Raw genomic sequence first — 15365 nt, 5'->3', positions numbered from 1 at the left:
ATGAAACTGAATACATTAAAACCTGCAGAAGGTTCTACAAAGACAAATAAGAGACTCGGTAGAGGTGCTGGTTCCGGAAAAGGCGGAACTTCTACAAGAGGTCATAAGGGTGCAAAGTCAAGATCAGGTTACAAAAGAAAGTCTGGTTTCGAAGGTGGTCAAATGCCACTTCAAAGACGTGTTCCTAAATTCGGTTTCACTAACCCTAACAGAGTAGAGTACAAGGCTATTAACCTTGATACCCTTCAGCAACTGGCTGAGCAGACGGGAGAAAGCGCTATCACTGTTGAAGTATTGGCTTCACATGGTCTGGCAGCTAAGAACGATCTGATCAAAGTGTTGGGTAGAGGCGAATTGAAATCAAAGGTAGACGTGACAGCTCATAAATTTTCTGCTACTGCTGAAGCAGCTATTGAGAAAGTAGGAGGTACTGTTACAAAGCTTTAATCAGATGAAGAAATTCATAACCACTCTTAAGAATATTTTTGCAATAGAGGAACTAAGAAACAGAATCCTGGCTACGCTGGGATTCCTTGTCATTTTTAGATTGGGTTCTTTTGTGGTGTTACCTGGTGTAGACCCGACCCAGCTATCTGAAGCTGACAGTGGTATTCTTGGTATCCTGAATACACTATTAGGAGGTTCTTTCAGTAGAGCGTCCATTTTTGGTTTAGGTATTATGCCTTACATCTCAGCTTCGATTGTAATCCAGCTGATGACAGTGGCGGTACCTAGTTTCCAGAAAATGCAAAAAGAAGGTGAGTCTGGTAGAAAGAAATTGACACAGATCACCAGAGTTTTAACAATCTTGGTTACACTGGCTCAGAGTGTAGGTTACTTAAGAGTAACTATCCCACCTGAAGCTATTTCGCCAAATGTTGACTCTACATTCTTCATGTTGTCATCAATGATATTGCTCACATCAGGGACTATGTTCTGTATGTGGATTGGTGAGAAGATTACCGATAAAGGAATTGGTAATGGTATCTCAATGCTGATCATGATCGGTATCATTTCAAGGCTTCCAGGTGCAGCGTGGTATGAATTTGTTACAACCAATGGATTGAACAGAGCTTTATTCTCTGTAGTTGAAATATTAGTATTGTTTGGTGTTGTGATTGTTACTGTAGCATTGGTACAGGCAACAAGAAGAATTCCGGTTCAATATGCGAAACAAGTAGTTGGAGGAAAAGTGTATGGTGGCCAACGTCAGTTCATTCCTTTAAAAGTGAATGCTTCTGGTGTAATGCCAATCATCTTTGCTCAGGCACTTATGATCTTACCTACATTGATAGGTCAGATTTGGGCCGATCAGAGTGAGTTTGCACTTAGAGTAGCCAATGTGTTTGCTAATCCTTACTCATGGCAGTACACTGTTGTATTTGCCGTATTGATTATCGCATTTACGTTCTTCTACACGGCTATTACTGTTAACCCGTCAAGTATGGCGGATGACTTGAAAAGAAATGGTGGTTTCATTCCTGGTGTTAAACCGGGTAAACCGACTTCCGAGTTTATCGGAGGTGTTTTGGATAAGATCACTTTGCCTGGATCTTTCTTCCTGGCAATTATCGCCATCCTGCCAACTTTTGCATTCAATGCCGGAGTAGGACAGCAGTTCTCATACTTCTACGGAGGTACATCGCTGTTGATTATGGTGGGTGTGATTTTAGATACGCTACAGCAAATTGAAAGCTACCTGCTGATGAGACATTACGAAGGTATGATGAAGTCAGGTAAGATGAGAGGCAGATCTCAGAACATGGCTGTAGCATAAATATGATCTTTTACAAGACCGAAGAAGAAATACAAAAAATACGTGAGAGTGCTGAGATTTTAGCCAAAGCTCACGGAGAAGTAGCCAAGCTGATAAAGCCTGGTATAAAAACCAAAGATCTGGATAAAGTCGCTGAAGAGTTTATTGCAGATCATGGGGCAACTGGTTCCTTTAAAGGTTACAATGGTTTTCCCGCAACACTCTGTATTTCTGTGAATGAAGTAGTCGTTCACGGTTTTCCGAGTGAATATGAATTGAAAGACGGTGATATAATCTCTGTAGATTGTGGAGTCTTCTACCAAGGTTTTCATAGCGATTCCGCTTATACTTACCCCGTAGGAGACATTTCCCCAGAAATTTTATCACTTCTTAAGACAACGAAAGAGTCGTTGTATATAGGTATTGAAGAAGCCAGGTTTGGTAACCGCATCGGAGACTTAGCCTTCGCCATACAGAAGTATGTAGAAGACAGAGGTTATACAGTGGTGAGAGAGCTTGTAGGACACGGATTGGGCAGAAGCCTTCATGAAGGTCCTGAAGTGCCAAACTATGGTAAAAGAGGTCGTGGACCCAAGTTGAATGAAGGTTTAGTGATTGCCATTGAACCGATGATTAACCTGGGAGCTCGAAACATTGTACAGGAGAGTGATGGATGGACCATTAGGACCAGAGACAGAAAACCTTCTGCACACTTTGAGCACACTGTGGCCATTTTTAAAGACAGGACAGAAATATTGACCAGTCATAAATACATAGAAGAAGTAGTAAAATTTTAATATGGCTAAACAAGGATCTATAGAACAGGACGGAACGATTGTAGAGGCATTGCCTAATGCAACATTTCGTGTTGAGCTAGAAAATGGACATGTGGTGTTGGCTCATATCTCAGGAAAAATGAGAATGCACTACATCAAAATTTTACCGGGTGACAGAGTAAAACTTGAAATGTCGCCTTATGATTTAACAAAAGGAAGAATTACTTACAGGTATAAATAAAGAGAAATGAAAGTTAAAGCCTCTATCAAGAAGCGTAGTGCCGATTGTAAGATAATCCGCAGAAAAGGAAAGTTGTACGTGATTAACAAGAAGAATCCTAGATTCAAACAAAGACAAGGGTAATTATGGCAAGGATTGCAGGAGTAGATATTCCAGACCACAAAAGAGCCGAGATCGGTTTAACCTATATCTTCGGTATTGGTCGTAGCTCAGCCAACTATATTTTGGCTAAAGCCGGTATTGATGTAAATACTAAAATTGGCGACCTGGATGATGATCAGCAAAAAGACATCAGAACTATCATTAGTGAAGAGTTCAAAATCGAAGGTGTGCTTAAGTCTGAGGTACAAATGAACATCAAGCGTTTGATGGACATTGGTTGTTACAGAGGTTTGAGACACAGAAGAGGTCTTCCTGTTCGTGGTCAGCATACTAAGAACAACTCTAGAACCAGAAAAGGTAAGAGAAAGACGGTTGCTAACAAGAAAAAGGCAACTAAGTAATTGGTGAGTTTTTAATGCCGAAAAAGATATTAGAAGATGGCTCAAAAAAGAAAAGATAAAGCTAAAAAGAGAGTAGTACAGGTTGATGCTCTTGGACAGGCGCACATTAAAGCGTCTTTCAACAACATCATCATCTCTTTGACAAATCAGCAAGGACAGGTGATTTCTTGGGCTTCTGCCGGTAAAATGGGTTTTAAGGGTTCTAAAAAGAACACTCCTTATGCAGCTCAGATGGCGGCACAAGATTGTGCTCAGAAAGCCTATGACTTAGGCTTGAGAAAAGTTGAGGTATTTGTGAAAGGTCCTGGATCAGGTCGTGAATCTGCAATCAGAACTATTCAGAATTCAGGTATTGAAGTGACTGTCATTAAAGACGTGACTCCACTACCACACAACGGATGTCGTCCACCGAAAAGAAGAAGAGTTTAATTAAGAATTTAAGAAGTAATGGCAAGATATAACGGACCAAAGGCTAAAATCGCGAGAAGGTTTAACGATCCTATTTTCGGTCATAGCAAAGCATTACAAAAGAAAGCTTATCCTCCTGGCCAACACGGTAGAGGCAGAAGAAGAAAGCAGTCTGAATATGCTATCCAGTTAATGGAAAAGCAAAAGGCCAAATACACTTATGGTGTTTTGGAAAAGCAGTTTGCTAACTTGTTCGATAAAGCATCAAGAAAATCTGGTATTACAGGTGAAATCTTACTTCAGTTATTGGAAGCAAGATTAGACAACATGGTATACAGATTGGGTATTGCCCCTACAAGAAGAGCGGCAAGACAATTAGTGTCTCACAAGCACGTCACTGTTAACGGTGAGATTGTGAACATTCCTTCTTACCATGTTCTTCCTGGAGATGTAGTTGCAGTAAGAGAGAAATCTAAATCTTTAGAGTTGATCTCTGACAGTGTAGCTGCTAATACAGTGCAGAGATACCCATGGTTAGAGTTTAACAAGGCTGAATTGGCTGGTAAAATGATTAATGTTCCTTCAAGAGACGATATTCCTGAGAACATTAAGGAGCAGCTGATTGTCGAGCTTTACTCTAAATAATCAATTTAAGAACCCTTTAAAGATTACATATATGTCGATACTCGCATTTCAAATCCCGGAGAAAGTGGTGATGGAGAAGGCTGACGATTTTCACGGTCAGTTCACGTTCAAACCCCTTGAGAAAGGCTACGGGGTTACAATAGGTAATGCTTTGAGAAGAATATTGCTTTCTTCTCTGGAGGGCTATGCCATCACTGGTATCAAAATACCAGGTGTATTGCACGAGTTCTCTACGATTGAAGGTGTTGTAGAAGACGTATCTGAAATTATCCTAAACCTGAAAAAAGTAAGGTTCAAGAAAATCTCTGATACTGTAGATAACAAAATCAATGTGGTAATCGAAGGTCAGGATAAATTCACTGCCGGTGACATTGGAAAATTCACCAGTGCATTTGAAATCCTGAACCCAGAAGATGTGGTTTGTCATATTGACGATAACGTCAAATTCGAAATCGAACTGACTATCGAAAAGGGAAGAGGATATCTTCCTGCAGAAGAAAACAAACCAAGTGAGCAGGTATTCGGATTTATTCCGATCGATGCCATCTTCACCCCAATCAAAAACGTGAAGTATAGTGTGGAGAACACCAGGGTTGAGCAAAAAACTGACTACGAAATGTTGGTTTTGGACATCAAAACTGATGGTTCTATTCACCCTGAAAACGCTTTGAAAGGTGCTGCTCATATCCTTATCCAGCACTTCATGCTGTTCTCTGATCAGAATATGATTTTGGAGACTGGTGCATTGGATGAGCCTGAGCAGGTTGATGAAGAAATGCTTCACATGCGTAAACTGTTGAAAACTTCACTGAACGATCTAGATCTTTCAGTAAGAGCTTACAACTGTTTGAAAGCTGCTGATGTGCGTACCTTGGGCGACTTAGTGAAACTTGAAATTTCTGACATGATGAAGTTCAGAAACTTCGGTAAGAAATCACTGGCCGAACTGGAGCAACTGGTAGCTGAAAAGAACCTTACCTTCGGTATGGATTTGTCGAAATATAAACTGGACGAGGATTAATAAAGATGAGACACGGGAAGAAATTCAATCATTTGGGTAGAACTGCTTCGCACAGAAAGGCGATGCTTTCTAACATGGCTTCTTCTTTGATTCAGCATAAAAGAATCACTACTACTGTAGCAAAAGCTAAAGCATTGAGAAAGTACGTTGAGCCTTTGATTACTAGAGCAAAGGACGATTCAACTAACTCAAGAAGAGTAGTATTCTCTTACCTGCAAGACAAGGAGTCTGTTACTACTCTTTTTAATGAAGTAGCAGATAAAGTAGCAAACAGACCTGGTGGTTATACCAGAATTATCAAAACCGGTAACAGACTGGGTGATAATGCTGATATGTGTATCATCGAATTGGTTGACTACAACGAACTGTTGCTGGGTGATACCAAAGAAGAGAAAAAGACGACCAGAAGAAGCAGAAGAGGTGGTAAAAAATCTACTACTGAAGCTAAAGCTGCACCTGCTGTAGAAGAAGCTAAAGTAGAAGAGGTAGAGGAAGTAAAGGAAGAAGCTCCTGTTGAAGAAGCTGCTCCGGAAGCTGAAGCTACTGAAGAAGCACCAGCTGCTGAGGCTGAAACTGAAGAGGCTTCTACCACGGCAGACGAGCCTGAAGCATCTGCAGATGAAGCTGATGACTCTGAAGAAGAGAAAAAGTAAGCAAAGAGTAATAATATATTACTTAGATATTGAAAGGGATTGAGCGAAAGTTCAATCCCTTTTTTATTTGGTTTTGCTCCCTAACAAATACACACTATTTTTGCATGATGCGTTAAACGCAAGCCAATCAAACTATGTCGCAAAATTCATTCGATCAATCTCAAAAAAAGGCGGTTTTACTTCTTGCAGACGGTTCCCGTTTCGAGGGTATTGCCATTGGTAAAATTGGAACAGCAGGTGGTGAAATCTGCTTTAACACCGGAATGACCGGGTATCAGGAGATCTATACCGATCCTTCTTATTACGGACAAATTGTTGTGAATACCACTTCTCACATCGGTAATTACGGTGTGGAAGATGATGAGCAGGAGTCTGACTCTCCAAAAATCAGAGGTTTGGTAGTAAATACCTTTTCTCAGGATTTTAGCCGTCCAACTGGAACGGATTCACTTCAGAACTATCTCGATAAGAACAATATTGTCGGTATCTCCGAATTGGATACCAGGTTATTGGTAAGACATATCAGAGATAAAGGGGCTATGAATGCCATCATTTCTTCAGAAGACCTTACTGATGAACAACTCGCTGAAAGACTGGCTGAAGTACCGGATATGAATGGCCTGGAGCTTTCTTCCTTTGTTTCAACTAAAGAGCCATACTTCGTGGGTGAAGAAAGTGCACCCTATAAAGTGGCAGTTCTGGACCTGGGAGTAAAGACCAGTATTTTAAAGCATCTTTCTACCCGAGGTACTTATCTCAAAGTATTCAATGCCAAGACCTCGTTTGAAGAAATGGCCGAGTGGAACCCTGATGGTTACTTCCTTTCCAATGGTCCTGGTGATCCTTCTGCCATGGAATACGCCATAGAAACAGCTAAGAAGATCATGGCGTCAGACAAACCACTCTTTGGTATTTGCCTGGGCCATCAGATCATTTCTCTGGCTTGCGGTGTACCAACCTTTAAGATGCACAATGGTCACAGAGGATTGAATCACCCGGTAAAGAATCTGGTGTCAGGTAAGAGTGAAGTAACTTCTCAAAACCATGGCTTTGCTGTGAACAGAGAAGATGTTGAGAATTCTGATATGGTTGAATTGACACATGTGAACCTCAATGATGATACCTGCGCAGGAATTAGTGTAAAGGGTAAGAAAACGTTTTCCGTACAATATCACCCAGAGTCTTCTCCGGGCCCTCACGATTCGCGTTATTTGTTCGATCAATTCATTGACCTATTTAAATCATAATCAAGATGAGCTTAATTGAAAGCGTACACGCCAGACAAATACTAGACTCTCGCGGCAACCCTACTATTGAGGTAGATGTGATCACCGAAAACGGTGTCATGGGTAGAGCTGCGGTTCCTTCAGGAGCTTCTACAGGAGCACACGAAGCGGTAGAATTGAGAGATGGCGATAAATCAAAATATTTAGGCAAGGGGGTTACCCAGGCCGTTCAGAATGTAAATGATGTATTAGCGGCTGAAATCATCGGGTTTTCTGTATTCGAGCAGAACCTGATTGACAAAATCATGCTGGAAGCCGATGGTACTCCTAACAAAGGCAAATTAGGAGCTAACGCTATTTTGGGTGTTTCTCTCGCAGTAGCCAAAGCTGCTGCTGCTGAGTTGGGACTTCCACTTTACAGATATGTAGGTGGCGTAAGTGCTAACACTTTACCTGTTCCAATGATGAACATCATCAACGGTGGTTCACATGCCGATAACTCTATCGACTTTCAGGAGTTTATGATCATGCCTGTAGGAGGGGAGACTTTCTCAGAAGCCATCAGAATGGGAGCTGAAGTATTCCATCATCTGAAGAAAGTGCTTTCTGATAAGGGATTGGCTACTAACGTAGGTGATGAAGGTGGCTTTGCACCAAACCTTGGTTCTGACGATGAGGCCCTTGAGGTGATCTCTCAGGCAGTAACTAATGCCGGATACAAAGTAGGTGAAGACATTGTATTTGCCTTAGATGTAGCTTCTTCTGAATTCTATCTGGAAGATGAGAAGGTATATTATTTCAAAGATTCTACCGGTAAGAAATTGAGCCCGGTTGAAATGGCAGATTACCTGGCTGGCCTTTGTGAGAAATACCCAATCGTTTCTATTGAAGATGGTATGTTCGAAGATGACTGGGAAGGCTGGAAAGCCCTAACCGATAAGATCGGAGACAAAGTACAATTGGTAGGCGATGACTTGTTTGTAACCAACGTGAACAGACTGCAGAGAGGAATTGACAATGGTATTGCTAACTCTATTCTGATCAAAGTAAATCAAATCGGTACATTGACAGAGACGATTGCTGCCGTGAATCTGGCGAAGACCAATGGCTATACTGCTGTCATGTCACATAGATCTGGAGAAACCGAGGATAATACTATCGCTGATTTGGCTGTAGCGCTAAACACTGGTCAGATCAAAACCGGTTCTGCTTCACGTTCTGATAGAATGGCTAAATACAACCAACTCATCAGAATTGAGGAAGAGTTAGGTGAGGTAGGTAAATTCCCTGCAAAGGACTTTAGAAAAGCGTACTAGTAGAGAGTACATAGACTTTAGATATAGATAAAAGCACCTCAAAGAGGTGCTTTTTTTATGCCCCTGTACCGTCTTCCATCCCTAAGAGACAAGCACTAAGCCAAAATACATTGGGTTATTCTTAAGAATTGACTTTCATTTCAAAACTTCCTTATCTTTATACTATGAACCCTTTCACCAGGCTCCCCAAGTTCGTTAAGAACTACTATTTCTTATTTGGCATGTTTTTCCTGATCTGGATGTTGTTTGTCGATTCCAACGACATCGCATCTCAAATCAAAATGGCTGGAAAGCTTAACGATCTCAAAGCACAGAAGGAATATTACAAAGCAAAAAAGGTAGAGGTGCTAAAAGACCGAGAAGAGTTGAGTACAAATACTGAGTTGCTGGAAAAATTCGCAAGGGAAAACTACATGATGAAAAAGAAAAGTGAAGACCTTTACGTTATCGTTACTGAAGATGACTAGGAGGATTTAAGTTCTGAAATGCTGAACCTGTCTGCTATCAGATGGGTTTTCTTTTTTATAAGAAACTCTGATATATTTTAAAGCATTAGAATCAGGCTTTTGAAATTCTCTTTTTAAGATAAACCCATGAAAAAAATTGCCTCAATATTCATTCTGATTTTCATCAGTACAGTCAGCCTCAGCGCCCAGGTCTATTTCGAAGAAGATGAAAAGGATTCTACAACCTTTAGAGACAGACTCTATTTTGGAGGGAACTTATCATTGAACCTGGGTTTTGGTGGTGGATCAACCTTTATTGATGTGTCGCCCCTGGCGGGTTATATGATCAATGAAAGGCTTTCGGTTGGATTGGGAGCTACCTATCTTTACGTATCCAGAGAATTTATTCTTTTACCCTCTAATGATCGTTTCAGAGTATCTAATAGTGTGTATGGGGGAAGGACTTTCCTAAGACACAGTATTTTGGATAATTACTTTCTACATACAGAATTCGAGACATTGAATACAAAGGTGCTTGCAAATGATGCCAATGGAGACACAACCAGAGAATGGGTCCCCGGCTTCTTTATTGGTGGAGGTACTTTTCAGCCCGTCTTTTCTCGTGGAGGTATTAACATCTCCATTCTCTATAATCTACTCCATGATGAAATCCGATCTCCCTATGGAAGTGCCTGGGTGGTACGAGGTGGTGTGACTTTCTAAATTGTTTCTAGAAACTTACCCCGAACTTCTCTCCCAATGCCTTTAAATCATCCTCTACAGGCTGGAGTAAAGGTATGCCATTCGATCCTCTCTCTTTTTCGTACGCTCTTTCCGGGTCCCCCGGAATAACCACTGGTTGATTTTCATCTGCTCTTTCGGATTCTCTGAAACGTTTGATCCAGTTGTCCATATGATCTTTGAACTCATCAGCAGGACGAAAAGCATCCACGCGCATGGCACCAAAGAAGTGACCTAGTCCTTCACCTACCGGGTCCTTACTAGGCTCAAGAAAGCTGACAAATGGCGGAGCCCATGGTCCGTAATTAGCCCCTGAAAGTACAGCTGAAAATATGTCGACCATTGAGCCGAGAATAAAGCCTTTATGACCTCCATGTAGTCTGTCTCCTCCCAGTGGAAGCCAGGCACCACCCTCTCTTACTCCATGGGCATTATCAGTGTTTTGTCCATCTTTATCCTGAATCCAGCCGTAGGGAGCATTTTCTCCTTTTCTCTGAAGTACTTCTAGTTTACCATTGGCGGCAGGGGTGGTGGCGAAATCACCAACGAAAGGAGGTTCCTCATTGGCCGGTATGGCCACCGCTATGGGGTTTGTGCCCAACATCCTTTCTTTTGAGAAAGTTGGAGAAACCAGGGGACTCGCATTAGTCATTGACATGCCGATCATGTCATGTTTGAGTGCTTGCATGGCATGGTAGCCCGCAATACCATAGTGATTAGAATTTTTTACAGCTACCCATCCTGTTCCGGCATTTTGAGCTTTTTCGATAGCTACCTGCATGGCAAATGGAGCCACAACCAGACCCAGGCCGGCATCTCCATCAACTACCGCAGTACTGGGAGACTCATGAACGACCCTGACATTAGGCTGGGCATTAATACGCTTCTTTTCCCAGAGCCTGACGTAACCACTAAGCCTGGCAACGCCATGTGAATCCACACCTCTCATGTCTGCCGACAATAGTGTTGTAGCAGCTGTAGTAGCATCATCTTCAGGGCAGCCCATGGCCAGAAATATATTCCTGGAGAAATTAAAAAGTTGGTCGTAGCTAAAGTGGTTCATGAATAATGGGTTATTGCTTTTCAGCAATCGGTTTATGTTCTATTGAATACAGCACCCCTTCTTTTAAGGCATAAGTACAGGCAGTAATGTATTCGGTAGGAATAAGGTCAGAAACATAGGAGATCAGACAGCTGGCTACCACAATCATATCTACCCGCATAGATACCATGCCAGGAATAGCCAGACGTGCCGGCTTGTCTTTGGTTAATAGCTCGCGATGAATGTCTCGATAGGCTTTCATGGGTAGCTCAAATACTTTTGGATGTACCGGCCTGTCTTGCTTTGACTCTTTAAAGTAGATTTCAGTAAGAGTATCAAATGTTCCGCTGCAACCAATCAGTCCTTTTGGTTGATGGGTTTTAACGGCTTCTTTGAGGTCGGCTAATTCTTCATCGAGCCACTCGAACATGGCGGTAACTGAGCCGGGAGGCATAGGGTCGTGCTTGTGAAATTTGTCGAGCAATCGCTGTGCTCCGATTTCAAAACTTTGCTTCCAGTAAATATCGGATTCGTTGCCGATGATGAACTCAACACTGCCACCACCAATGTCCATTACCAATTGTGTATCAGAACCCACAGCATCAGCAGCCCTTACTCCTTCAAAAATGAGCTCGGCCTCTTTGTCTCCGTCAATGATTTGAATTTCAATCTGAGTCGAATCGTAAATTTTGTCCAGCAACTCCTGCCCATTGGCGGCATTTCGAATAGCACTGGTGGCTACTCCGGTAACATCATCTACATGGAATTGATTGAGTACAGTTTTGAAGACTTCGAGAGTATGAACAGCGCGTTTCATGGCATCTTTGGCGATCAGTCCTTTGCTGATTCCATTCTTGCCGATTTTTACTGCTATTTTCTCCTTGTATAAGGTTTTAAGCAAACCCTCTTCCAGTTCTACTATGAATAGGTGAAAGGTATTAGTGCCTAAATCGATTACTGCTTTCCTCATACCACACTCCTCGAAAAGTTGGCCGAATATAGGATTTATTCGCTAAAAATAAGAGTGCGAAGAACCACAATTCGTGGATATGAAATTCATATTTCCGACTATGTCTATATCTTTGGCTACCAAATCTCAAACATCCTATGGCAGATAAGAAATCAGAATCTTCGAAAGTGAAACTTCTAAGCAAAAAGGAGAAGTATGCACTGCTGGAAGAGAAGAATAAGAAGGCATTACTCGGAGGAGGTCAGAAAAGAATCGATGCTCAGCATGAGCGGGGAAAACTCACCGCCAGAGAAAGAATAGCTCTTTTGATGGATGAGGGCTCCTTCGAAGAAATTGGAAAGTTTGTTGAGCACAGAGCCAAGGATTTTGGTCTGGATAAACAAGTGTATCTGGGTGATGGCGTAGTGACCGGGTATGGGACTGTAAATGGAAGACTGGTTTATGTTTATTCTCAGGACTTCACCGTATTTGGAGGCTCATTGTCTGAAACTCATGCAGAGAAGATTTGTAAGATCATGGATCTGGCCATGAAGAATGGCGCTCCGGTAATCGGTTTGAACGATAGTGGAGGTGCCAGAATCCAGGAAGGTGTTGTCTCTCTTGGAGGTTATGCTGATATATTCTACAGAAATACCCGTGCTTCAGGTCTGATTCCTCAGATATCTGCGGTGATGGGACCTTGTGCAGGAGGTGCCGTTTATTCTCCGGCCATTACTGACTTCATCTTCATGGTTGAAAACACATCCTACATGTTTGTGACCGGACCGAATGTGGTTAAGACGGTAACTCAGGAAGATGTAACCTCTGAAGAATTGGGTGGAGCCAGTACGCACAGTACAAAGAGTGGTGTAACACACTTTGCATCGGCTAACGAAGTGCAATGTATCAACGATATTAAGCGCCTGCTTTCATACATTCCTCAAAACTGTGAAGACGATGCTCCGGTTTACAAGTATCAATTGCAGGATGAGACCAGAAAGGCATTGAATGAGATCATCCCTGATAATGCTAACCAACCTTATGATATGCATGAGGTAATTGAGCATTTGGTTGATGAAGATTCATTCTTTGAGGTGCATAAGAATTTCGCTGAGAATATCATTGTTGGCTTTGCCAGAATTGGTGGTAGAAGTATCGGTATTGTAGGAAACCAACCAGCTTCGTTGGCCGGTGTGCTCGATATTCATGCTTCAACCAAAGGCGCACGCTTTGTAAGATTCTGTGATAGTTTCAATGTTCCTCTGCTCGTTTTAGAGGATGTTCCGGGCTTCCTGCCAGGTACTGATCAGGAGTGGAATGGTATCATTACCAATGGAGCTAAACTGCTTTATGCTTTCGCAGAGGCTACTGTTCCTAGAATTACGGTGATTACCCGAAAGGCATACGGTGGAGCTTATGATGTAATGAACTCCAAGCACATCGGAGCCGATATGAACTATGCCTGGCCATTGGCTGAGATCGCTGTAATGGGAGCTAAGGGAGCGGCTGAGATTATCTTCAGAAAGGAAATTGCTGAATCGGATGATCCGGAGGCTAAGCTCCAGGAGAAGGTTGATGAATATACTGCAGCTTTCGCCAATCCATATCGGGCAGCGAAGAGAGGCTATATCGATGAAGTAATTGTTCCGGAGCAGACCCGTGAGAAATTGATTAGGGCATTTAAAATGCTCGAGAACAAGGTAGACACACTACCAAAGAAGAAACATGGCAATATTCCACTGTAAACTAATGAATGAAAAGAAGATGATGGAAAGAGAAGAGTTTTTAGTAAAGTATTTGAATAATGCCTCGCCTACAGGTTTCGAGTCCAGTGGGCAACAAATATGGCTCGATTACATGAAGCCATATATCGATGAGTATTTTACAGATAACTATGGTACTGCTGTAGGGGTGATTAACCCTGAAGCAGAATACAAAGTGGTAATTGAAGCACATGCTGATGAGATCAGCTGGTTTGTAAATTATATTACAGATGATGGCTATATCTATGTAATCAGAAATGGTGGCAGTGACCATCAGATTGCACCATCAAAGCGTGTAGACCTGCACACAGCAAAAGGTGTGGTGAAAGGTGTCTTTGGCTGGCCAGCCATTCATGTGCGTGAGAAGGAGAATGAAAATGCTCCAACGCTTAAAAATATCTTCATTGATGTAGGGGCTTCAAGTAAGCAGGAAGTACTCGATATGGGAATCCATGTGGGAACAGTAGCCACATTCGATGATGAGATCTTCAAGCTGAATGAGAAATACTGGTGCGGAAGAGCATTGGATAATCGAATCGGAGGCTATATGATTGCTCAGGTGGCCAGAAAGCTGAAGGAGGAAGGAAAGCAATTGCCATTTGGCCTGTACATTGTAAACTCTGTGCAGGAAGAAATTGGTCTGAGAGGGGCAGAAATGATTGCTTCGAGAATCAAACCTAATGTGGCCATTTGTACCGATGTATGCCATGATACCTATTCTCCTATGTATGATAAGAAGTATCAGGGAGATCAGAAATGTGGTAACGGCCCTGTCTTGACCTATGGTCCTGCGGTTCAGAATAATTTGCTGAACATGTTGATAGAAGTAGCTGAAGGAAGTAAAATTCCTTTCCAGCGTTCTGCTTCTTCAAGATCTACAGGTACAGATACCGATGCTTTTGCCTACTCCAATGAGGGTGTGCCGGCTGCACTTATCTCACTGCCTTTGAAGTATATGCATACAACGGTTGAAACGGCGCATCAGGAGGATATTGAACAGGTGATAGAATTGATGTACCAGTTCCTTGTTCAACTTGAGAGTGGACATGACTTCAGGTATTTGAAGTAATGCCACTACTGGTAGATCAGATGGGGCGGGAGGTGAATGTGCCTGATCGCCCTCAAAGAATTATTTCTCTTGTTCCTTCGCAAACAGAATTGCTCTATGATCTCGGTTTAACAACTGAGGTGGTTGGCGTTACCAAGTTTTGTATTCACCCCGAAAACTGGAGGAAAGAGAAGACTGTGGTAGGAGGTACCAAGCAGGTGCATTTCGATATCATCGAAGAACTTCAGCCAGATCTTATCATTGGCAATAAGGAGGAAAACGAGGAAGGCTTCATCAAAGAACTGCAGTCTAAGTATCCTGTCTGGATGAGTGATATTGAGTCCTTATCTGACGCCCTGGATATGATTGAGGCCATAGGGGAGATAACCTGTAAGATTAAAGAAGCCGAGGCTTTGGTGGTTAATATTCTTTCCGAATTCAGTGAGTTAGAGGCTGTAACCCAACTGAAAAAGGCTGTTTATCTTATCTGGAAGAAGCCCTACATGGCGGCAGGTAATCAAACATTTATTCAGGAGATGCTGGAGCAGGCGGGCTACGAAAACCTGGTGAAGGATGTCCGATATCCTGAATTGAGTAAAAAGCGACTCGTTGAGCTTCAGCCTGAGGTACTACTCCTTTCCTCGGAACCCTATCCTTTTAAAGACAAGCATATTCAAGAATTGAAGGAGGTTTTGCCCAATACTGATATTCGATTGGTGGATGGAGAGATGTTCAGCTGGTATGGTAGCAGGCTCTTGAAGGCCCCGGGCTACTTCAAAAGCTTAAGAGGTTAGTCTGACTTTTTCATTATGGGGAGACCTGTTGCTTCAG

The 15365-nt window shown here is 42.3% G+C and carries 19 protein-coding genes; 17 read left to right on the top strand and 2 right to left on the bottom strand.

The window, feature by feature from the left end; genetic code table 11:
• The 14 genes from rplO to ACOOEY_RS06525 all read left to right on the top strand — a co-directional run bounded on the left by rplO (position 1) and on the right by ACOOEY_RS06525 (position 9714).
• Positions 1-447 (top strand): 50S ribosomal protein L15, encoded by a 447-nt coding sequence (gene rplO / locus ACOOEY_RS06590; protein ID WP_420387885.1) that lies wholly within the window; start codon positions 1-3, stop codon positions 445-447.
• Between the two features lie 4 nt (positions 448-451).
• Positions 452-1777, top strand: a complete 1326-nt coding sequence (gene secY, locus ACOOEY_RS06585; RefSeq protein ID WP_420387884.1) for a preprotein translocase subunit SecY — start codon at positions 452-454, stop codon at positions 1775-1777.
• Positions 1778-1779: 2 nt separating this feature from the next.
• Positions 1780-2553: a type I methionyl aminopeptidase gene (gene map, locus ACOOEY_RS06580; protein ID WP_420387883.1), complete on the top strand. Its 774-nt coding sequence runs from the start codon at positions 1780-1782 to the stop codon at positions 2551-2553.
• A gap of 1 nt (position 2554) precedes the next feature.
• A complete protein-coding gene (gene infA, locus ACOOEY_RS06575; protein ID WP_189630281.1) occupies positions 2555-2773 on the top strand; it encodes a translation initiation factor IF-1 in 219 nt (72 codons plus the stop codon).
• Positions 2774-2779: 6 nt separating this feature from the next.
• Positions 2780-2896: a type B 50S ribosomal protein L36 gene (ykgO, locus tag ACOOEY_RS06570; protein WP_073141609.1), complete on the top strand. Its 117-nt coding sequence runs from the start codon at positions 2780-2782 to the stop codon at positions 2894-2896.
• 2 nt (positions 2897-2898) lie between these two features.
• Positions 2899-3276 (top strand): 30S ribosomal protein S13, encoded by a 378-nt coding sequence (rpsM, locus tag ACOOEY_RS06565; RefSeq protein WP_420387882.1) that lies wholly within the window; start codon positions 2899-2901, stop codon positions 3274-3276.
• Positions 3277-3312: 36 nt separating this feature from the next.
• Entirely contained in the window at positions 3313-3705 is a 393-nt protein-coding gene (rpsK, locus tag ACOOEY_RS06560; RefSeq protein ID WP_420387881.1) for a 30S ribosomal protein S11, read from the top strand.
• An 18-nt stretch (positions 3706-3723) separates the two neighbouring features.
• Positions 3724-4329 (top strand): 30S ribosomal protein S4, encoded by a 606-nt coding sequence (gene rpsD, locus ACOOEY_RS06555; protein WP_420387880.1) that lies wholly within the window; start codon positions 3724-3726, stop codon positions 4327-4329.
• A gap of 31 nt (positions 4330-4360) precedes the next feature.
• Entirely contained in the window at positions 4361-5350 is a 990-nt protein-coding gene (locus ACOOEY_RS06550; protein ID WP_420387879.1) for a DNA-directed RNA polymerase subunit alpha, read from the top strand.
• Positions 5351-5355: 5 nt separating this feature from the next.
• Positions 5356-6003: a 50S ribosomal protein L17 gene (gene rplQ / locus ACOOEY_RS06545; RefSeq protein WP_420387878.1), complete on the top strand. Its 648-nt coding sequence runs from the start codon at positions 5356-5358 to the stop codon at positions 6001-6003.
• A gap of 134 nt (positions 6004-6137) precedes the next feature.
• The gene (gene carA, locus ACOOEY_RS06540) at positions 6138-7250 is read left to right on the top strand and encodes a glutamine-hydrolyzing carbamoyl-phosphate synthase small subunit (RefSeq protein WP_420387877.1); all 1113 of its coding nucleotides are present in this window, start codon (positions 6138-6140) and stop codon (positions 7248-7250) included.
• Between the two features lie 5 nt (positions 7251-7255).
• Positions 7256-8545, top strand: coding sequence for a phosphopyruvate hydratase (eno, locus tag ACOOEY_RS06535; protein WP_420387876.1), 1290 nt, complete (start codon positions 7256-7258; stop codon positions 8543-8545).
• A 164-nt stretch (positions 8546-8709) separates the two neighbouring features.
• Positions 8710-9012 carry an FtsB family cell division protein gene (locus ACOOEY_RS06530; RefSeq protein WP_420387875.1) on the top strand — a complete coding sequence of 101 codons (303 nt, stop codon included), beginning with the start codon at positions 8710-8712 and terminating at the stop codon, positions 9010-9012.
• Between the two features lie 126 nt (positions 9013-9138).
• Entirely contained in the window at positions 9139-9714 is a 576-nt protein-coding gene (locus tag ACOOEY_RS06525) for a hypothetical protein (RefSeq protein WP_420387874.1), read from the top strand.
• A 7-nt stretch (positions 9715-9721) separates the two neighbouring features.
• Here the strand turns inward: ACOOEY_RS06525 and ACOOEY_RS06520 are convergent, their stop codons facing one another.
• Complete coding sequence (locus ACOOEY_RS06520) at positions 9722-10795, bottom strand: Ldh family oxidoreductase (protein WP_420387873.1); 1074 nt, start codon at positions 10793-10795, stop codon at positions 9722-9724.
• Between the two features lie 10 nt (positions 10796-10805).
• Positions 10806-11744, bottom strand: coding sequence for an exopolyphosphatase (locus tag ACOOEY_RS06515; RefSeq protein ID WP_420387872.1), 939 nt, complete (start codon positions 11742-11744; stop codon positions 10806-10808).
• Between the two features lie 137 nt (positions 11745-11881).
• Between ACOOEY_RS06515 and ACOOEY_RS06510 the strand changes: the two genes are divergently transcribed.
• The 3 genes from ACOOEY_RS06510 to ACOOEY_RS06500 are packed head-to-tail and all read left to right on the top strand — an operon-like array spanning position 11882 to position 15328.
• The gene (locus ACOOEY_RS06510) at positions 11882-13468 is read left to right on the top strand and encodes an acyl-CoA carboxylase subunit beta (RefSeq protein ID WP_420387871.1); all 1587 of its coding nucleotides are present in this window, start codon (positions 11882-11884) and stop codon (positions 13466-13468) included.
• A 4-nt stretch (positions 13469-13472) separates the two neighbouring features.
• Positions 13473-14555: a M42 family metallopeptidase gene (locus ACOOEY_RS06505; protein WP_420387870.1), complete on the top strand. Its 1083-nt coding sequence runs from the start codon at positions 13473-13475 to the stop codon at positions 14553-14555.
• On the top strand, positions 14555-15328 hold the full coding sequence (locus ACOOEY_RS06500; protein ID WP_420387869.1) for an ABC transporter substrate-binding protein: 774 nt from the start codon (positions 14555-14557) through the stop codon (positions 15326-15328). Before ACOOEY_RS06505 ends, ACOOEY_RS06500 begins: the two co-directional genes overlap by 1 nt.
• The last annotated feature ends 37 nt before the right edge of the window (positions 15329-15365 follow it).

This window comes from Roseivirga sp., assembly GCF_965216855.1.
GTDB lineage: Bacteria > Bacteroidota > Bacteroidia > Cytophagales > Cyclobacteriaceae > Roseivirga.
This window is presented reverse-complemented; position numbering and strand designations above follow the sequence as displayed.